At 57.7% G+C, this 18,655-nt stretch carries 16 protein-coding genes; 5 read left to right on the forward strand and 11 right to left on the reverse strand.

Annotated features, from left to right (window positions below; all coding sequences use genetic code 11):
* Positions 1 to 25: 25 nt before the first annotated feature.
* A complete protein-coding gene (locus ACR0JB_RS07440) occupies positions 26 to 697 on the reverse strand; it encodes a hypothetical protein (RefSeq protein ID WP_170359082.1) in 672 nt (223 codons plus the stop codon).
* Positions 698 to 921: 224 nt separating this feature from the next.
* Between ACR0JB_RS07440 and ACR0JB_RS07445 the strand changes: the two genes are divergently transcribed.
* Both ACR0JB_RS07445 and ACR0JB_RS07450 read left to right on the forward strand, forming a co-directional pair.
* Entirely contained in the window at positions 922 to 2,154 is a 1,233-nt protein-coding gene (locus ACR0JB_RS07445; protein ID WP_170359084.1) for an efflux RND transporter periplasmic adaptor subunit, read from the forward strand.
* Positions 2,151 to 5,927: an efflux RND transporter permease subunit gene (locus ACR0JB_RS07450; protein WP_480789782.1), complete on the forward strand. Its 3,777-nt coding sequence runs from the start codon at positions 2,151 to 2,153 to the stop codon at positions 5,925 to 5,927. Before ACR0JB_RS07445 ends, ACR0JB_RS07450 begins: the two co-directional genes overlap by 4 nt.
* 46 nt (positions 5,928 to 5,973) lie before the next feature.
* Here ACR0JB_RS07450 and ACR0JB_RS07455 read toward each other — a convergent pair whose 3' ends face one another.
* The 4 genes from ACR0JB_RS07455 to ACR0JB_RS07470 form a co-directional block, all read right to left on the reverse strand.
* Positions 5,974 to 6,297 carry a hypothetical protein gene (locus ACR0JB_RS07455; RefSeq protein ID WP_170396269.1) on the reverse strand — a complete coding sequence of 108 codons (324 nt, stop codon included), beginning with the start codon at positions 6,295 to 6,297 and terminating at the stop codon, positions 5,974 to 5,976.
* Positions 6,298 to 6,451: 154 nt separating this feature from the next.
* Positions 6,452 to 6,856: a DUF2147 domain-containing protein gene (locus ACR0JB_RS07460; protein ID WP_170396271.1), complete on the reverse strand. Its 405-nt coding sequence runs from the start codon at positions 6,854 to 6,856 to the stop codon at positions 6,452 to 6,454.
* 64 nt (positions 6,857 to 6,920) lie between these two features.
* Positions 6,921 to 8,726, reverse strand: coding sequence for an ABCB family ABC transporter ATP-binding protein/permease (locus ACR0JB_RS07465; protein WP_217354376.1), 1,806 nt, complete (start codon positions 8,724 to 8,726; stop codon positions 6,921 to 6,923).
* 78 nt (positions 8,727 to 8,804) lie between these two features.
* A complete protein-coding gene (locus ACR0JB_RS07470; protein ID WP_480789783.1) occupies positions 8,805 to 10,151 on the reverse strand; it encodes a LysM peptidoglycan-binding domain-containing protein in 1,347 nt (448 codons plus the stop codon).
* Positions 10,152 to 10,277: 126 nt separating this feature from the next.
* On the opposite strand from ACR0JB_RS07470, the gene ACR0JB_RS07475 reads away from it, so the two are divergent.
* Positions 10,278 to 10,829: an LOG family protein gene (locus tag ACR0JB_RS07475; protein ID WP_170359097.1), complete on the forward strand. Its 552-nt coding sequence runs from the start codon at positions 10,278 to 10,280 to the stop codon at positions 10,827 to 10,829.
* 44 nt (positions 10,830 to 10,873) lie between these two features.
* Here the strand turns inward: ACR0JB_RS07475 and ACR0JB_RS07480 are convergent, their stop codons facing one another.
* The 3 genes from ACR0JB_RS07480 to ACR0JB_RS07490 form a co-directional block, all read right to left on the reverse strand.
* The gene (locus ACR0JB_RS07480; protein ID WP_170349125.1) at positions 10,874 to 11,323 is read right to left on the reverse strand and encodes a host attachment family protein; all 450 of its coding nucleotides are present in this window, start codon (positions 11,321 to 11,323) and stop codon (positions 10,874 to 10,876) included.
* A 207-nt stretch (positions 11,324 to 11,530) separates the two neighbouring features.
* On the reverse strand, positions 11,531 to 12,409 hold the full coding sequence (locus ACR0JB_RS07485) for a metallophosphoesterase (RefSeq protein WP_170505478.1): 879 nt from the start codon (positions 12,407 to 12,409) through the stop codon (positions 11,531 to 11,533).
* Between the two features lie 3 nt (positions 12,410 to 12,412).
* Positions 12,413 to 13,012, reverse strand: coding sequence for a superoxide dismutase (locus tag ACR0JB_RS07490; protein ID WP_113789565.1), 600 nt, complete (start codon positions 13,010 to 13,012; stop codon positions 12,413 to 12,415).
* 101 nt (positions 13,013 to 13,113) lie between these two features.
* On the opposite strand from ACR0JB_RS07490, the gene ACR0JB_RS07495 reads away from it, so the two are divergent.
* The gene (locus ACR0JB_RS07495; RefSeq protein ID WP_170375884.1) at positions 13,114 to 13,875 is read left to right on the forward strand and encodes an FkbM family methyltransferase; all 762 of its coding nucleotides are present in this window, start codon (positions 13,114 to 13,116) and stop codon (positions 13,873 to 13,875) included.
* A gap of 100 nt (positions 13,876 to 13,975) precedes the next feature.
* On the forward strand, positions 13,976 to 14,365 hold the full coding sequence (locus ACR0JB_RS07500) for a hypothetical protein (protein ID WP_480789784.1): 390 nt from the start codon (positions 13,976 to 13,978) through the stop codon (positions 14,363 to 14,365).
* Positions 14,366 to 14,673: 308 nt separating this feature from the next.
* On the opposite strand, the gene ACR0JB_RS07505 is transcribed toward ACR0JB_RS07500, so the two are convergent.
* The 3 genes from ACR0JB_RS07505 to ACR0JB_RS07515 form a co-directional block, all read right to left on the reverse strand.
* Entirely contained in the window at positions 14,674 to 14,859 is a 186-nt protein-coding gene (locus ACR0JB_RS07505) for a hypothetical protein (protein ID WP_480789785.1), read from the reverse strand.
* A gap of 204 nt (positions 14,860 to 15,063) precedes the next feature.
* The gene (locus ACR0JB_RS07510; protein ID WP_170410342.1) at positions 15,064 to 15,630 is read right to left on the reverse strand and encodes a sarcosine oxidase subunit gamma; all 567 of its coding nucleotides are present in this window, start codon (positions 15,628 to 15,630) and stop codon (positions 15,064 to 15,066) included.
* Complete coding sequence (locus tag ACR0JB_RS07515) at positions 15,623 to 18,637, reverse strand: sarcosine oxidase subunit alpha family protein (RefSeq protein ID WP_480789786.1); 3,015 nt, start codon at positions 18,635 to 18,637, stop codon at positions 15,623 to 15,625. Before ACR0JB_RS07515 ends, ACR0JB_RS07510 begins: the two co-directional genes overlap by 8 nt.
* Between the last annotated feature and the right edge of the window lie 18 nt (positions 18,638 to 18,655).

Here is an 18,655-nt window from a genome sequence, read left to right on the forward strand (position 1 = left end):
GCCTGTCATTCTAATTGCCGCCGGTTCAGCCCTGCTGGGCCACCAGTGGTTCCGGTTCGCCGCCAAGCGCGACAATCAGTTGCGCGGCGCGTTGCTGAAGGTCTACGCTAATCTCGGCGTCCTGCCGCATCGCCTGTAGACGCTCGATTGCTGCGTCCGCATTCCCCTCGGCGACATCAATCAGTGCCAGTTGTTCTTCGGCCAACAAGCGCAGCGGTGCGCCCGGCGCAGACAGCGCCTCGAACTGCTGACGGCGATCCGCCACGGGCAAAGTGTCACTTTGCAGCAGCAGCGCCTTGAATGTAGCAATCGCACGATAAATTTCCGGCAGATCACCCTGAACAGCGATGGCGTTCAGGCTGTCCACAGCCTCTTGCCGCGACCCGGCCTCAACCTGCGACGAAGACAACAACATGTTCAGAACCGCATCACCGCCGGGTGTTACCGCATCAATGCTGGCCAGGCTGCTTGCACGTTCGGCCGAGTCATTCTGCGCGAGCGCGCTGAGAATCTCGTCACCCAGCTTTTCAGCCTGACCGGTGGTACGGGCCTTGCGAACCTCGTTAAACGCGGCCCCGCCAACGATGAGAACCACGGCCAGAACGCCGATCCAACCCCAACGACGCAGCAGCAGATACAGGCGATCACGGCGAACCTCTTCGGTCACCTCATCAATAAAACTGTCGACGTCGCTCATCCCTGCTCCCTGGGCTGTCACATTTTCTATGGCGCCATGTCATACCCCGGCGACCTTGCCAAGCCAAGGGCCGGAATTCGCACATTTTCGCGGCGTCACGCTGCCCTTGCGAAAAAAAGTGAACCGAACTATTCAGTTTAGTGTAGAAAACGCGCGTGCCTGCCCCCATTTTTAAACATGCACGCCGAAGGACAATCGGCAAAGAATTTTAAGAGAGGCCCCGTATGCGATTGATTTCATTCGTGAATGCGATTCTGGTGATTGCCGCGTTATTCCTTTTGGTCTTTGAACGCGACGCATTGTTTGCATTTGCCGGTCGCGGCGACTCTGAAACAGATACGTCATCCAAAGTAGAATCTGTATCCGATCCCCAGACGGCGCAGAATGCAATCGGTGTGGTCGTCTTGCGCTCGTCCGCACGGGAAATTGACAGCGCCGTGTTGTTGCGCGGCCAGACCAGAGCCAATCGCCAGGTCGAAGTTCTGGCCGAAACAACGTCGACCGTGATTTCGGAACCCAAGCGCAAGGGTGCGTTCGTCGAAGCGGGCGACCTGCTGTGCGAGCTTGACCCAGGCACCCGCCCCGCCAGCCTGGCCGAGGCTATGGCCGCCAAACTTGAAGCCGAAAGCCGCATCCCCGAGGCCGAAGCTCGCCTGGAAGAGGCGCACGCCCTGGTTGCTGAGGCGCAAATCAACCTGACGGCCGCACAGAAACTGTCGGAAACCGGGTTCGGGTCGGAAACGCGACGGATTTCCAGCGAAGCCGCGATGCGCTCTGCCGAAGCGGGCGTCAAAACCGCCGAGGCCGGACTAGAGGCCACCCGCGCCGGGATCGAAGCCGCCACTGCTGAGGTCAAAGCCGCCCAGCGCGAGATTGACCGTCAGACCATCGAAGCCCCATTCAAGGGCCTGCTGGAAAGCGATACCGCCGAACTGGGCAGCCTGATGCAGCCCGGATCGCTATGTGCGACCGTGATTCAATTGAACCCGATCAAGCTGGTGGGGTTCGTGCCCGAAACGGATGTAAACAAGATCATCGTCGGTTCGGAAGCATCGGCGCGCCTGATCACGGGTCTTGAGGTCAAAGGCCGCGTGACTTTTCTGAGCAGGTCGGCGGATGAAACGACCCGCACCTTCGAAGTTGAAATCACCGTTCCAAACCCGGAACTGGCCATTCGCGATGGTCAGACGGCCAATATCCGTATAGCCGCCGACGGGGCAAAGGCCCATCTGCTGCCGCAATCCGCCCTGACCTTGAACAACGAAGGGCAGATCGGTGTGCGCACGGTCGGCGCTGACCAGATCGTGGAATTCATGCCGATTCTGCTATTGCGCGACACCGCAGAAGGCGTCTGGGTTGATGGGCTACCGGAAACCTCTGATGTCATTGTGATCGGCCAGGAATTCGTGACGCAAGGCGTTAAGGTCGAACCAACCTACCAGGAAGCTGCACAATGACAGGATTGGTTGCATGGGCCGCCCACAGGGCCCGTATGGTGTTGGCCTTCATCGCTATCTCGCTGATTGTCGGCGGGTTTGCATATGTCAGCCTGCCTAAAGAGGGTGAACCGGATATCGAAATCCCGGCGCTTTTCGTCTCGGTCCAATTTCCCGGCATTTCCGCCGAGGATTCTGAAAACCTTCTGATCAAGCCGATGGAGACTGAACTGGCGGATCTGGACGGTCTCAAGGAAATGACCGCCACTGCTGCCGAAGGCTATGCCGGTATCGCGCTGGAGTTCGAATTCGGCTGGGATAAGACCGCGATCATGGCGGATGTGCGCGACGCGATGAACAGCGCTCAGGCCGATTTCCCTGAAGGGGCTGAGCAGTATTCGCTTTTCGAGATTAACTTTTCGGAATTCCCTATCGTCATCGTCAACCTGACTGGCGCAGTCCCCGAGCGAACAATGGCGCGTATCGCCAAAGACTTGCAGGACGATCTTGAATCATTGGATTCAGTGCTTGAAGCCGGGATTGCGGGCAACCGAGACGAATTGCTCGAGGTGATTATCGATCCGCTCCGGCTGGAGGCTTACAACGTCTCGGCCGACGAATTGATCACAGTTGTCCAAAACAACAACCAGCTGATCGCTGCTGGTGAGGTGGATTCAGCACAAGGCACTTTCTCGGTCAAAATCCCGTCTTCATTCAAAACCGCTGAAGATGTCTACAGCCTACCCGTCAAGGTCAATGGCGACCGCGTGGTGACGATGGGTGAGCTGGCGCAGATCAACTATACTTTCGAAGACCGCGAAGGCACCGCGCGGTTTGACAACCAGTCCACGGTGGCACTGCAGGTGGTCAAACGCAAAGGCTACAACCTGATCGACACAGTGGACGACGTCAAAGCGACTCTTGCAGCAGCACAAGAGAAATGGCCCGCCGAATTGCAGGCCGCCGTAGATGTTGGCACCTCGAACGACCAAAGCCGCATTGTCGATTCGATGGTGCGTCAGCTTGAAGGTTCGGTCCTAACCGCAATCGCGCTGGTGATGATCGTCGTTCTGGCCTCGCTGGGTACGCGCGCTGCGCTGTTGGTCGGGTTTGCAATCCCAACCTCGTTCCTGCTGAGCTTTGCTTTTCTTGCGGTCATGGGCGTCACCATCTCGAACATGGTGATGTTCGGGCTGATCCTTGCGGTGGGGATGCTGGTCGACGGTGCCATTGTTGTGGTTGAATACGCCGACAAGCGCATCAAAGAAGGCATCGGCCCGATGCACGCCTATGTCGAGGCGGCTCAGCGGATGTTCTGGCCCATCGTGTCCTCGACCGCGACGACACTGTGTGCCTTCCTGCCGATGCTGTTCTGGCCCGGCGTGCCCGGCGAATTCATGAAGATGCTGCCGATCACGTTGATCTTCGTTCTGTCCTCTTCGCTGATCGTGGCGCTGATCTACCTGCCGGTCGTCGGCGGCGTATCCGGACGAATGAGCCGCACGTTCGATCGAACTTCGAAATGGCTGCGCAGTGTGGCCCCGTGGTGGGTTCGCGCAATTATGGTCCCCCCATCGCTGTACATGATCTTCTTGGGCGCGATGCAGATGCTGAACCCTGACTATCTGCTGCCCGGGGGCGTGCTGTCGGGTGCCTTGCTGTTCGTCTTCGGTGGCTTTGCAGGGTCGGTGACCCTGAGCGCCGCCAAAATCGAGCGGCAAAAGGAAGAACGCGTCCACACAGCGCGTGAACACTCTGTGTTCGGCTACCTAGTCAAGTTCCTGGTCGGCAACCCGATCATGCCTGTTGTCTCACTGATGGTCGTGTTTGCATCTGTATTCTTTGTGGCCTTCATCTGGTACCCCAATGAATCCAAGGGCGTTGAGTTCTTTGTCGAAACCGAACCGGAACAGGCCACCGCCTATGTCCGGGCCCGGGGCAACCTGTCATTGCAGGAAAAAGACGCGATGGTGTTGGCCGCCGAAGAGGTGATCGGGGCACACCCAGCCGTAACCAACGTGTTCGCTTTTGCCGGTGAAGGCGGCCTGAACCAGAACAACGGCGGTGCCGAAGCTCCGGCGGATACCGTCGGTCGTGTGCAGTTCGAAATCACTCCGTGGGAGGACCGCCCAACGCTGACCGAACCCGCGTTTTTCGGTCTGTTCGAACGCGAAATCATCGCCCCGGAGTACGACGGCGATTTCGTTCTAGACGAGTTGAATGCAGAACTTGCCAAACTGCCTGGTTTCATCGTGGAAATCCTGCCGCTGGAACAGGGTCCGGCCTCGGCCAAGCCCGTGCATCTGCGTATCAAAGGCGACGGTTGGGAGGAATTGACCACAGCGACCGAAGCCGCACGGGCTGTGTTTGACGAAACGCCCGGTCTGATCAAGATCGAAGACACCATGCCCCTGCCCGGTATCGACTGGCAGATCGACGTGGACGTCGCCAAGGCCGGACGTTTCGGGGCTGATGTCGCCACGGTTGGCGCAATGGTACAGTTGGTCACCCGTGGCATTCTTCTGGGCGAAATGCGTCCGGACAACACCGATGAAGAAGTCGAGATTCGCGTGCGCCTGCCCGAACAGGACCGAGTTTTGTCCACATTGGATTCGCTCAAGGTCCGCACCCCTGACGGGCTAGTGCCGCTGTCCAACTTTGTCACCCGCCAACCGGTGGCCAAGCTGGCCGAGATCAACCGGATCGACCAGCAGCGTTACTATGACGTCAAAGCAGATGTCGAGCCGGGCCTGTCCAAGGTGGTAGTCGGCGGCCCTGACGGAACCGAACAGAGACTGGCCGTTGTGCGTGCGGTCGAAGAAGGCGCGGACGCCAACGGGACAACCATCACCAGCTCCGATGGCACGGTATTTGAGCTGTTCCAACTAACCGGTGCCGAAACCGTCGAGGACCTGCGCACAGCTATTGCGGAAGAAGGGGCGCGGTTCGCGCTGGTCAACCCGAATGAACGGATCGCAGTACTGACGGAATGGCTGAACACCAGCCCCTTCTCGAACACGATTGCCTGGGAGTGGACCGGCGATCAGGAGGATCAAGAGGAATCCGGGGCCTTTCTGCAAAGCGCTTTCCTAGGTGCTTTGGGCCTGATGTTCGTGATCCTGCTGGCGCAGTTCAACTCGTTCTACAACTCGGTACTGGTGCTGCTGGCGGTTGTTCTGTCGACCACCGGGGTTCTGATCGGAATGATCGTTATGGGGCAACCGTTCTCGATCATCATGACCGGCACGGGCATCGTGGCGCTGGCAGGGATCGTGGTGAACAACAACATCGTTCTGATCGACACCTATCAGGAATACAGCCGCTATATGCCCCGGATCGAAGCCATCATCCGCACGGCTGAGGCGCGTATCCGTCCGGTTCTGCTGACCACATTGACCACGATGGCTGGTCTGACACCCATGATGTTCGGCCTGTCGCTGGACTTCATCAATGGTGGTTATTCGATCAACAGCCCCACCGCGTTGTGGTGGAAGCAGCTGGCAACGGCGGTGGTCTTCGGATTGGGCATTGCGACGGTTCTGACGCTGATCGTGACGCCTTCACTGTTGGCGTTGCGCGTTTGGGTTTCGACCTACACGATATGGCTGGGCCGGGCACTGGCGCGCGCGACATCCGGTCGATCCAGCCAATTGGCGCAGGATATGGCGATTGGCAAAGCCGTCCGTCAGGCACAAGCGACCGAGGTGGTCTGGGGCGACGAAACGCCCCCCGCGTCCAAAGATGCCCAAGCGCCCGAACATCCGCCGGGATCACCCCTAAAGGCGGCAGAATAAAAGAATGGCGAGCCCAACGGTTCGCCATTATTCGTTTCAGACAGGCTTAGTCAGTAAAGACGTATTCACCCAGATCGCACAGGTCTACGCCGTAATCTTCGGCGCTGGTCCCGTCGGAAAACGCGCCGCGAATATCATAGACGCAGGTGGTAAGACCGTCAGCAATCAACACGTCTGCTTCGTATCCCGGCGCGATGTAATCGCCTTGCAGCAAGTTTGCTTCCCATTCATTGGACGCACTTGCCGAGACATTGAATTCGACCAGATCGACGCTGCTTTCATTACCCAGCAAAAATACCAGATCCTCGGCGGAAGCGGTCGACGCGAAAAGCGACGCCAGAACGATCGGCGCAGCAAAGAATTTCTTCATTAGGTTTTTCCCTGATTTATTGCCCAACACCACTCGGTTGGTACTGCCCGTCATAACGACGCAATATCATCGGTCAATCGGCAATCACCCACGGTCAGAGTGGTGGTCGTAGCGCAAGACTCAGTTGCAACAAATTCTTGTCAGAAGGAGCGGGTCACTTGGACAGACGGGTCCATTTCTGGTGCCCGCACACAACATGCTCACATCCGCGCACGGTCAGAGTGTCTCCGCTCAGCGTCATTTGCGGCACCACATCCACATTGACCATGGGAATCCAGAAATCACCGCCGCCATATTTGCCGCCCCCTTCGCTCGTCACATCCCAGAATAGCTTTTTGCCGATGTTGGGGGTCTGCACCTCTTTCCCAGATTTGTCATAGGCCGATTGAATCTGACCACAGAACTTGTCTCCGCAGGCAGATATCTGGATATGCGAAATCAGGTTCTTGCGATCCGGTTCGGTTTTCCAGACACCGACAATGGGATCAGCCGCCGCCATCACTGGCATCAGCACGGCAATAACGACCGGAACAACAGAGGTTCTTTTTAATCTGCGCATCAAACCAACTCCTCCAAAAACCCATTCAGTATATCACATAGTCCAGTCGGAGGCCGGTTTCGGTTCAGGCAGCCTGCGCATCCGATTGCTGACGGCTCCACAGTTGCGCATAACGACCCTCGCGTTGCAGCAGCTCATCATGGGTGCCCTGCTCCAATATCTCGCCTTGCTCCAAAACAACGATACGGTCGGCCTCGGCGATGGTGCTGAGACGATGCGCGATGGTCAGAACCGTACGCCCCTCTCCGGCCCGCGCCAAAGCATCCTTGATGTCCTGCTCGGTGTCGGTATCCAGTGCCGAGGTCGCCTCGTCCAGCAACAGGATCGGGGGATTCTTCAACAACGTGCGCGCAATACCGACCCGCTGTTTTTCACCGCCGGACAGTTTCAGCCCACGCTCACCAACCTTGGTGTCATACCCTTCGGGCAGCGTTACAATGAATTCGTGAATCTGGGCTGCCTTGGCTGCGGCTTCGACCTCTTCCTGAGTGGCGCCATCGCGGCCATAGGCGATGTTGTAGCGGATCGTATCGTTGAACAGCACCGTATCCTGTGGCACCACACCGATGGCGGCATGCAGACTGTTCAGGGTCACGTCGCGAACATCCTGCCCGTCGATCCTCAGCGCTCCGCCAGTCACATCATAGAACCGGAACAGTAGCCGCCCGATGGTGGATTTACCCGAACCGGTGGCCCCGACAATAGCCACGGTCTGCCCCGCCGGAACGGTCAGTGAGATGCCTTTGAGGATTTCACGATCCGCATCATAACCAAACCGCACGTTGTCCAGCGTCACCTCGCCGCCATTGATCGCAAGGTTCGGCGCGCAGGGCTTGTCTGTTACCTCGGTAGGTTGTTCCAGCAGATCAAACATCTGCCCCATATCAACCAGCGATTGACGGATTTCACGATACACCGTGCCCAGAAAGTTCAACGGCACGGTGATCTGGATCATGTAGGCGTTGACCATGACAAAATCACCCACGGTCAGCGTACCATTCTGCACACCGATGGCGGCCAGAACCATCACGCCGATCAGTCCGCAGGTGATCAAAAAAGACTGCCCGAAATTCAGGAAGGCCAGCGAATAAGCCGTTTTCAGCGCCGCGCCAGCATAGGCTTTCATCGAGACATCATAGCGTTCAGCTTCGCGCTGTTCGGCGTTGAAATATTTGACAGTTTCAAAGTTCAGTAGACTATCGATAGCGCGCTGGTTGGCCTCAGTATCCTGATCGTTCATCTCGCGCCGCAATTTAACGCGCCACTCAGTCACCGCGAAGGTGAACCAGATATAAAGCGCAATGGTCACCGCGACGACGACCAGATACCAGACATCGAACAGCCACATAAGGATGATCGCGACCAGTAGCAATTCCAGGATCAGCGGCCCGATGGAAAACAGCAGGAACCGCAACAGGAATTCCACGCCCTTCACCCCGCGCTCAATGATCCGGCTGAGACCGCCGGTTCGGCGCGTCACGTGATAGCGCATCGACAATTGATGAATGTGCTGGAAGGTTTCCAGCGCCAGCGCCCGCAACGCCCGTTGCCCGACCGGGGCAAAAGACGCGTCGCGCAACTGCTGAAATCCCACGGTCATCATCCGTGCAACACCGTAGGCTACGGTTAACCCTACCGCACCCAGCGCCAGGGGCGGCACGCCCTCACCGGCTAGACCGTCGACCGCGCCCTTGTACAAAATTGGCGTGTAAACCGCGATTAGCTTGGCCAGAACCAACATTCCCATTGCCAACATAACACGGCGTTTGACCCAAGGTTCGTCCTCGGGCCAGAGGTATGGTGATACCTTGCGGATCGTTCGCCAGCCTGAGCGGCGCTCGTTCGTTTCTGGCATATCGTCTGAATGCATCGGGGCTGATCGTCTCATCACGTTCCTGGTCTGCGGTCAGAGATAGCCCCCCGCCCCCGCAGGGCCAGAGGCTAAAGCTTATTGGGGGATCGTGAAGATCTGCCCGGGATAGATCAGGTCCGGGTCACGTATAGCAGCCCGGTTGGCCTCGAACAGCTTCACATATAGAACACCGTCGCCAAACCGTTCGCGGGAAATGGCCCAGAGCGTGTCACCCTTCTGCACAGTGACCGACCGGATCGGCGGGGCATCCTCTGCTGACTCGGGGCTATCCGTCGCCTCGGCGGCGCGCAGCACTTCGGTGGCCTCACGTTTGAATGGCGTTTCAATACGGCTAACGACGGTACCATCCGGTGCAATCTCGTCAGCGCGCAGGGTGTAGACGCCGGGTTCGACCCCGTTCAGCTCGCTGCGCCATTTGCCGTCATTGGCTGGGGACAGATCATCGACCAGCCGGTTGTCCAAATACAGGCGCACAGCCGATCCATCCGGTACCCGGCCTGTCAGTTCAACCTCGCCAACATCGGAATACCCAATGGTGTCGAGTGCGATCTGTTCCGGTTCCTGCGGTTGGCTTGTTGGACCTTGCACCAGTTCAACCCCGTCCTCCCCAGACCGCAGGATAGCGACCTGTTGGTCCGGCGTGTCCTCAGCCGGAGCCTCGGCAACCTGTTCCGTTTGATCTTCGGACGACGGCGCGTCAGTTTCAGCCGTGTCGGAAGAGGGCAAGTCAGTGGCAACTGTGTCGGTCGACGCCGCCTGATCCGTTTCGGTTGCCTGCGCCACTTCGGGTTCTTGCGTTGCATCGTCAGCCGTATCCGCGACAGAAACAGCGTCATCCGCAGCTTCAGGTTCGGGCAGTGCAGCAATCACGTAGTCGTCCGAGCGCACCGGTTGATCGCCCTGCGTCTCCAACGTCAAACCGCGCGCTGTATCGGCGAATGGAATCGAAACGAATTCGGCAAACTGACCGCTAGGATCGACCGTGAAACTATGCACCGCTTCTCCGTCCAGCAGCACGTTGACCTCGGAACCCGGTTCGGCAGAACCTGACAGAACCGTATTGCCGTCCGATTCAACAAAAATTTGATCCAACAGCGGTTTCACAGGCGGCTCAGCTTGGGCTGTCTCTTCCTCAGCCGGTGTTTCAGGCACCGCCTCTTCGGCAGCAGGTGGGGTCGCAGCCTCGACGCTTTGCTCATCTTCTGCGGCAGGTGGTGTGGAACTTTCGGCAGGTTGCTCAGCGGGCTCAGCGCTGTCCTCCTGGGTCTGAACTGCGACTTCAACCTCTGGTGCCGGTTCTTCCGAGTCCCCCCCGACCATACCGGACCAGTACAATCCACCCGCTCCGATTAAAACTGCGATACCGGCGATCACCCCCCAGGTGAAGGTGCCAGAGCTTCCGCTTCCCGACTCGGCGTTCATTCTTTTCCTTTCACTCCGCAGCGCAAGTGCCGTGCCTTCAACACATTCTGCCCGGCGGTTGAGCCAATCTATCAATCCCGCTATCAGGGGTCAAAAGCCCAGGCACAACCCCGGAGAGCGTTCACGATGTCTCAGAAATCTGTTTGTGTGTATTGCGGGTCACGCAATGGCGCAAATTCCGCCTATTCCGAAGCCGCAAGGGCCTTCGGAACGATGCTGGCACAAGAAGGCTGGCGTTTGGTCTATGGCGCCGGGGATGTCGGCCTGATGGGCGAAGTTGCCCGTGCTGCGCAATCCGCTGGCGGCGACACATTCGGCGTGATCCCCGTTCACCTGCTGAAACGCGAGGTCGGCAAAACCGACCTGACCCGCTTTGTGGTCACCGAAACGATGCACGAGCGCAAAAAGGTCATGATCATGAATGCAGATGCTGTGGTCGTGCTTCCGGGCGGCCCGGGGTCGCTGGATGAGCTGTTCGAGGCGCTGACATGGCGGCAGCTGGGCCTGCATGACAAACCCATTCTGGTCATGAACGTGGATGGTTACTGGGACGCGCTGCACGAGCTGGTGCAGCGCGTCATCGGTCAGGGGTTCGCGGATGAGTCATTGGCGGATTACATCACTTGGGTTGATGATCCGGCCTCGGCGATGTCGACACTGCGCGGGTTCCTGACCTGACCGGTGGACGGACGGCTGAGACCGCCCACCGGGGGATAAATCGGTCAAACTGCCGGGTTCAGGCGGCTGGTCAGAAGCTTTTCGACCTTGTGCATTGGGTGATTGGTCAGGGTCTTGTCCACCTCGGCCACGACCTTGGCAAGCACCTCGCTGTGCAGGCGACGGCGCAGCAGGCCCAGCACATGCGGGCTGGCAACCAGAACCAACCGATTGAAGGCCCCTTTCAATCCCTTACGGTTTAGAAGATTGGCAACATCCTGCACGAAAAGGGATTTGGCGTGGGTTTTCCAGTTCGGCTCTTCAACCGACGATTTCTGGTTCGGCCCGGTATCAAAGCGCCGCCCGGCCCGGTCGGTGGGTCGGCTAACCCCATCCTGTTCTTCCACCGAAACAACCACCAGATTGGGGTCTTCGGCATCGGTGATGTTCTCGACGAACAACGCCTTTTCCCCATCGGCAATGACAACCCAGGTTCCCTGTTCAAGTGCGACCATCGTGATCTCCTGTCATGTTTCTACGGCCATCCCTCAATTAACAGGCATAGGTTTACCCCGACGCAACCAAAGGTTTCCGGCGCGTTGCCTGTGCATTTTCATATGGTTAGCGGTTCTCTCCCTCCGCCACACCCAAGGTAGGCACTGCGAGGTTGCGTGCAAACCCGTCTCAGTATGAAACTTTGTTCATAGGCGGGTTTTCTCCTGTCAGGCTGACAGTTCGATCACCGTGATTTCGGGCGTTACACCAAAACGAACGGGCAGGATCGAACACCCGATCCCACCAGACACGACCAAATCGCGCCCGTCTTCGTGTACATGCCCATAGGCATAACGATTTCCGTACTTGGACGGCACCACCGGCGACCAACCAAACAGCCGCACCTGCCCACCATGCGTGTGGCCGGACAAAGTCAGCGCCACATTTTCCGGGATGTCGGGAAAGATATCAGGCTCATGCGCCATCATTACCACGGGCGCGTCGTCGGTCACTTGCGCCATGGTTCCCGGCAGGTCATCCAGACCCACAAGCTTGCCATTGCGTCTGAAGGCAAGCTGATCCTCAAGCCCGGCTAGCCAGATGCCCAAATCGTCCAGGCGCATTGCCTCGTTGGACAGCACTTTGATGCCCTGCCCCTGAAACGCGGTGGCGAATTTGTTCGGCCCACCGCCACGCCGTTGGGCATCCTCATCATCCCACCAGTCGTGGTTTCCGAGAACAGCATAAACTCCGCTGCGCGCCTCAAGCTGTCCAAGAACCGGAGCCAGATCTTCAGCTTCGACTTTAGCGGTGATGCCGTCGTAGTGGCCCGCATAATCCCCCAACAGCAAGACCAGATCGGGGGCCAGTGCATTGGTACGCCGCACTACCTGCCGGACACGATCAAGGCCGACATAAGGCTCACCAACGTGCAGATCGGACAGAACCGCGATCCGTAGCGGCTGCGCTGTCCAATCCTTGCGCCGCACGCGCCACTTGCGCACGCGCAATCGCAGCGAGGGCTCGATAAAAAACCCATAGGCTGCAACAAGCAGGCCTGCCAGCGTGGTCGCCAGCAGGCCCTTTATGAACCTTCTGCGGTTCAAGGATTACATCCGCGATGCAACGTTTTCCCAGTTCACCAGATTGTCGAGGAAGTTCGACAGGTAAGCCGGGCGTTTGTTGCGGAAATCGATGTAATACGAGTGCTCCCAGACGTCACAACCCAGCAGCGCTGTCTGACCAAAACACAGCGGGTTCACGCCGTTTTCGGTCTTGGTTACAGCCAGCGAACCGTCCGCGTTCTTGACCAGCCACGCCCAGCCCGAACCGAACTGACCAGCACCAGCAGCGCTGAACTGCGACTTGAATTCGTCAACCGAGCCAAAGCTCTCGGTCAGGGCTTTTTCCAACTCACCTGGCATGGCGTTGCCTCCGGGGCCCATCATTTCCCAGAACTGGTTGTGGTTCCACAGTTGGCTGATGTTGTTGAAGATGCCGTTCTGCGCGACTGCGTTTGCGTCGTAGGTGCCAACGATGATCTCTTCCAGCGATTTGCCGTCCCACTCGGTTCCGGCGATCAGCTTGTTGCCGTTGTCGACATATGCCTTGTGGTGCAGATCGTGGTGATATTCCAGCGTTTCTGCGGACATTCCCTTGGCTGCCAGCGCGTCATGTGCATAAGGAAGATCAGGAAGTTCAAAAGCCATGTCGGCCCCCTGTTATAAATGTAAGTTGCGGTTCCCAAGGTTAAATGCTTTGACAGTCGCCATAGGTCAAGGCCCGTGACAATAAAACCCGGAGGTCCGCGATGCTGACACAGGCGCGCAAGATGTTTTACCGCGCCCGCGGGTACTATGCAGGCAGCCTGAATGGCGAGCCGTTTCATCTGGACCCCTATCATTCGAAATTCTGGCGCAAAGCCTCAGCCGGTGCGTGGGAGCCCGAAACTTTCGCCATTCTCGACGAATATCTCTCGTCCGACAGCGACTATCTGGATATCGGCGCCTGGATCGGCCCCACCGTGCTTTACGGTGCCCGCCGCGCCCGGCACGTGTGGTGTTTTGAGCCCGATCCGACTGCATTTAGGTATCTGGCGTGGAATCTGGACCTGAACGACATCCACAACGTCTCGGCTTTTGGCGTGGCGCTGTCCAACCAGTTCGGCGTGGCCCGCATGGCCTCGGTACGCGGCGAGCCGGGCGATTCTACCAGTTCCTTACTGCATGACGGCACGCATGGCAGCGACGCCCTGACAATTGCATGGGATCAGTTTGAGGCCGCAAATGACCTGTCAGGCGTATCTCTGGTCAAAATGGATATCGAAGGGGCCGAATATTTCGTATTGCCCACTCTGATTGCCTGGTTGAAGAAACAGCGCCCCGCCCTGCTGTTATCACTGCACGCCCCGCTGTTGGCAACGGATAATCGATTGGAGAAGACGAAAAACCTATTGGATCTATTGGGTTTCTATTCCGCGGTCGCTGACGAAAACTCCCAACCAATTACAGCGGAACAACTATTGAATCCGAACGCTCTTGCGCAATACAAAACACTGTTGTTGCGCAATTGACAGTATCCCAAAAACGTTCTGAATAATTGCCTGTAACCTCTTGTTCTTTCTGCCCGTTGTTGAAATTTCCTGTACCCGGATACAAGGAAATCGGAAAAAAATGAAATATCTCAGCATTGTTGCTTTGGCCGCATTTTTTGCACACGGCGCTATGGCGGAAACAGTTACCTACAATTGCAAAATGACCAAACAGGACAGCCACGGCTGGATCGCGCGGAGCTATGCCTTTCAAGTGGACGCCGAAGACGGCTGGGCAAAGGTAGCGAGCAGACCTGAATGGATCGACACTAAATACAAAAGCCGTGGCAACAAGGGTGCTCGGATGGTCTGGACCGAAACACGACGCGCTTCTGCCGGTGGTAATTTGCGTGTCAAGTATCAGGCAAACCTAAATCCCGCTGATAACAGCCTCAAAGTTCGTATGTCTTTCGTCAGTACAAACGCCGCTAACAAACCTTACGGTCTTGGCACTTGCAGCGTTGAAAGTTAAAAAAAATCCCCGGAATTTCCGGGGATTTTCTTTTCGAGTATACAAAACCAGCGAGCTTGCAGAACTCAGGAAGCGTAAAGCGACTCGATCGTGTTTATTGAACACTCTCCGAAACCCGATGGCCGGTTAAGCGCATTGGCTTGAGGAAATCTTGCGATCATGTCCAGACGCTGTTTTTCCGGGTTCAGTGTGGCTGTATAACTTACATACACAAGCCCGCTATTTCTGGCGGGAATTTTCATTTTCCACATGAGCCTGTATTCGCCCTTGCGGGTTGTTTTGAATTTCACGTCTTTGGGCTGCTTATCCTAATAGTGATGAATGTAGGCGTCATAAGCCCGCGCACGCTTGTTTTCCGCATCAACACTCAGGATCACACGCTCGGCGATCCATCCTTCTTCCATCCGGTGCAAGTTGCAGTCATAGGTGACCACTTCAGCTTTCGCTGTGGTTGCAGCCAAGGTCAAAGCCAAGGCGGCTATCGCTTTCTTCATCTTCTTACGCTTTCAAGTTTTACCAATAACACTAAAGCTTGCAGCCTTATCCCACTTAAAACTCAATACAATCTTAAGGGGAGACTGCCTTTGCACCTCTCTCATAAAAGGGCATCAAAATGTTGCGCAATATGAAAAAGAAAACAGCCGCCTTTTTTGGGAAAGGCGGCTGTTATTTGTAACTTTTCTGCGGGGTTTATGAGGTCAATAAAATCCAACCTCACTGCCGGGCTGCGCCGCAACCTTGAGCAGTTTGAACACGTAATCCGCGGCCGACCGGAAACAGACAACACGGAAGGTCTCGGCGTCGTCCATCCAGAACGCCCCTGCCACTTGCGCCAAGCGCGAGCGGCGGATTTGGCCAGGTTGGAACGCCTCGACCGACAGATCGACCGGGGCCAATTTGCCAACCACCTCGCGCGCGCTGGCGCCCGAGATGCGGAACACGGCCCGCGCGTCCGAGACATTGACCGCCAACGCGTGTGTGCCGCTAAGCGCGTTTGCCATTGCGGCCAACTTGGCCTCCACCTCGGCATACGGCACTAGCACCAGCAACTCGTCCGTGGACATCCAGCAAACGCCGGTGTCACCATTGACCAGAGATTCACGCTGGCCGGGTACTTTCTGGCCTGTGGCATCCTTGACCGCTTTGACCAGCACCTTATCGGACAGGTCGCCCCGCAGGGTGATCATACCCTGCAGGCCACATTCCTCGACTTTGACAATACCGTCATAGCCGGCGTGATTCAGTGCGCTGATGGGTTCAGACATTCTGCTTCTCCCCGTCTTTGTCATAGAAGATCGGGTCCACGATCTTGGCTTTATAGGATTTGCCGTCGGTACCCGGGAACTCGACGATCTCACCCATCCGGTCGGGTCCGTGCTTGATCAGGCCCATGGCGATGCCTTTGCCCAGATTGGCCGAGTAATAGGTCGAGGTAACGCGACCGATCATATTACGCTGGCCGTTGGCGTTGACGCCGTCGCCTACTGCGTAAGCACCGTCAGGAATAACGGAACCATCCACAGTCTCAAGCCCCACCAGTTTCCAGCGGTCCGGATCGGCCATATGGGTGCGCGAATGGGCGCGTTTGCCGAGGTAGTCCTCTTTCTTCTTGGACAGTGCCCAGTGCAGCCCCAGATCTTGGGGGATCACGGTGCCATCGGTCTCATCCCCGATCATGATAAAGCCCTTCTCGGCCCGCAGGATGTGCAGACATTCGGTGCCATAAGGCATCACTCCGAACTCCTGCCCTGCCTCGACCAGAGCATCCCAGAACGCCTGCCCCTGAGACGCAGGAACGGCGATCTCATAGGACAGCTCGCCCGAGAACGAGATGCGATAGGCACGGCAGTCGAAGTCGCCGATCTTGCCATCGCGCCACTCCATGAACGGCAGCGCCTCTTTGGACACATCCATGCCGCCCAGCTTCTCCAATACCTTGCGGGCGTTGGGGCCGACAACGGCCACCTGAGCGTATTGCTCGGTCACGTTGGCGACATAAACTTTCCAGTCCCACCATTCGGTCTGCAGCCATTCTTCCATATGGCCGTGGATACGTTCCGCTCCGCCGGTGGTTGTGTGGCACAGCCATGTGTCCTCATCGATGCGGGCAACAACGCCATCGTCGATCAGAAAGCCGTTTTCCGAGCACATCAGGCCATAGCGGCATTTGCCGACCTTCAGCGTGGACATCATGTTGGTGTACATCATGTCCAGGAACTTGCCTGCGTCCGAGCCTTTGACGATCAGCTTGCCCAGCGTCGATGCGTCCAGCAGGCCGAGGTTTTCGCGCGTGTTCTTGACCTCGCGATTCACCGCGTCATGTACGGATTCACCGGGGCGGACATAAGCATAGGTCCGGCGCCAGTGGCCGACCGGCTCCCAATCGGCACCGTTTTTGTCGTGCCAGTCGTGCATCGGGGTTTGACGGATCGGTTGGAACACGTCGCCCCGCGCTTCGCCGCCAATCGACCCCATCGAGATCGGAGTATAAGGCGGGCGGAATGTGGTGGTACCGACTTTCGGAATCTCGGACTCCAACGCATCAGCAAGGATCGCCAGACCGTTGATATTGCTCAACTTTCCCTGATCCGTTGCCATACCCAGCGTCGTGTAGCGCTTGGTGTGTTCAACGCTTTCATAGCCTTCACGCGCCGCCAGTTGGACGTCGGACACTTTGACGTCGTTCTGGAAATCCAGCCAGGACTTCATGCGCAGTTGAACCTCGGCATTGGCGGGCATCAGCCAGACCGGCTCCATCGCGGCCTCGGCCGTGGTTTCAACCTTCGGCGCGTCGGCTATTTTGGGTTTGAAACCCGCGCCATTGGCTGCGGCCTCACCTGCGGTTTGTGCGTCAGCCAGAACATCGCTCAGCGCCAGCGGGCCGTTGGCGGAACCGGCAGCTACGACAAAGCCCTCGCCATTCGCACCCAGCGGTGGACGTTCGGGGTCAGGACGGAAATGGGCGTTCGCGTCGTCCCAGATCAGTTTGCCACCGCAATGCGACCACAAATGAACGACCGGAGACCAGCCACCCGACATGGCAACGGCATCGCACTCAACTTCTTCGCGAGCGCCACCGATACCTTCCTGATTGCAGATCGCGACCTTTTTGACGCGCTTGCCACCTTTGACTTTGGCGACGGCTTTTCCGGGGTCCACCCGGATACCGAGCTGACGCGCCTCTTCGGCCATCGGGCCCGCAGCGGCGCGTGCATCTATCACGCGCAGGACGTCCACCCCGGCCTGTTTCAGGATGATCGCGGTGCGATACCCATCGTCATTGTTGGTGGCAACGATCACGCGCTCGCCCGGGGTGACACCCCAGTTCACCACATAGTCGCGCATGGCCGAAGCGAGCATCACACCCGGGACATCGTTGCCCGCGAAAGACAGCGGACGTTCAATTGCACCGGTTGCGGTCACAACCTGCTTGGCACGGATGCGCCACAGGCGGTGGCGTGGGCCCTGAATGCCCGGAGTATGGTCAGTCAGACGCTCGTATCCCAGCACATATCCGTGGTCATAGACACCCGCGCCCATGCAGCGCAATCGCATGGTAACGTTATCCATTGTTTCCAGTTCGGAAACCAATTGATCCACGAACTTATCCACAGGTGCGCCATCAACGGTGCCCCCATCGACCGGGGCGCGACCGCCCCAGTGTGCCGTTTGTTCGATCAGCATCACCTTGGCACCGGACGCAGCCGCCGCCTTTGCGGCCTGCAGACCAGCCACACCACCGCCGATTATCAGAACATCGGTGAAGGCATAAAAATGCTCATAGGTGTCCGCGTCGCGGTTGTCTTTGTCGGGCGCTTTGCCCAGACCGGCCGACTGGCGGATGAACGGCTCATAAACGTGTTTCCAGAACGGCTTGGGGTGGATGAACATCTTGTAGTAGAAGCCAGCCGGCAGAAAGCGAGACAGATGCGTGTTCACCGCCCCGATGTCGAATTCAAGGTTCGGCCAGTGGTTCTGTGAAATCGCGGTCAGACCGTTGAACAACTCGGTCGTGGTGGCGCGCTGGTTCGGCTCGAACCGGTTGCCCTGCCCCAGACCGACCAGTGCGTTCGGCTCTTCCGCGCCGCTGGCGACAACGCCGCGCGGGCGGTGATACTTGAACGACCGGCCCATCATCATCTGATCATTGGCCAGCAGGGCCGAGGCGAGCGTATCGCCCTCGTACCCCTGCATCGAGGTGCCGTTGAAGGTAAAGGTGACCTGTTTCGACCGGTCAATCAGCCGGCCTTGTTTTGCGAGACGGGTGCTCATGTTGCGGACCTTTCGCAG

The organism is Ruegeria sp. BI7, from assembly GCF_056537925.1.

Excerpts from the sequence above, each read along its gene's own strand:
- ACR0JB_RS07440 (WP_170359082.1), bottom strand. The coding sequence starts at position 697 with ATGAGCGACGTCGACAGTTTTATTGATGAGGTGACCGAAGAGGTTCGC.
- ACR0JB_RS07445 (WP_170359084.1), top strand. The coding sequence starts at position 922 with ATGCGATTGATTTCATTCGTGAATGCGATTCTGGTGATTGCCGCGTTA.
- ACR0JB_RS07450 (WP_480789782.1), top strand. The coding sequence starts at position 2,151 with ATGACAGGATTGGTTGCATGGGCCGCCCACAGGGCCCGTATGGTGTTG.
- ACR0JB_RS07455 (WP_170396269.1), bottom strand. The coding sequence starts at position 6,297 with ATGAAGAAATTCTTTGCTGCGCCGATCGTTCTGGCGTCGCTTTTCGCG.
- ACR0JB_RS07460 (WP_170396271.1), bottom strand. The coding sequence starts at position 6,856 with ATGCGCAGATTAAAAAGAACCTCTGTTGTTCCGGTCGTTATTGCCGTG.
- ACR0JB_RS07465 (WP_217354376.1), bottom strand. The coding sequence starts at position 8,726 with ATGCATTCAGACGATATGCCAGAAACGAACGAGCGCCGCTCAGGCTGG.
- ACR0JB_RS07470 (WP_480789783.1), bottom strand. The coding sequence starts at position 10,151 with ATGAACGCCGAGTCGGGAAGCGGAAGCTCTGGCACCTTCACCTGGGGG.
- ACR0JB_RS07475 (WP_170359097.1), top strand. The coding sequence starts at position 10,278 with ATGTCTCAGAAATCTGTTTGTGTGTATTGCGGGTCACGCAATGGCGCA.
- ACR0JB_RS07480 (WP_170349125.1), bottom strand. The coding sequence starts at position 11,323 with ATGGTCGCACTTGAACAGGGAACCTGGGTTGTCATTGCCGATGGGGAA.
- ACR0JB_RS07490 (WP_113789565.1), bottom strand. The coding sequence starts at position 13,012 with ATGGCTTTTGAACTTCCTGATCTTCCTTATGCACATGACGCGCTGGCA.
- ACR0JB_RS07495 (WP_170375884.1), top strand. The coding sequence starts at position 13,114 with ATGCTGACACAGGCGCGCAAGATGTTTTACCGCGCCCGCGGGTACTAT.
- ACR0JB_RS07500 (WP_480789784.1), top strand. The coding sequence starts at position 13,976 with ATGAAATATCTCAGCATTGTTGCTTTGGCCGCATTTTTTGCACACGGC.
- ACR0JB_RS07505 (WP_480789785.1), bottom strand. The coding sequence starts at position 14,859 with ATGAAGAAAGCGATAGCCGCCTTGGCTTTGACCTTGGCTGCAACCACA.
- ACR0JB_RS07510 (WP_170410342.1), bottom strand. The coding sequence starts at position 15,630 with ATGTCTGAACCCATCAGCGCACTGAATCACGCCGGCTATGACGGTATT.
- ACR0JB_RS07515 (WP_480789786.1), bottom strand. The coding sequence starts at position 18,637 with ATGAGCACCCGTCTCGCAAAACAAGGCCGGCTGATTGACCGGTCGAAA.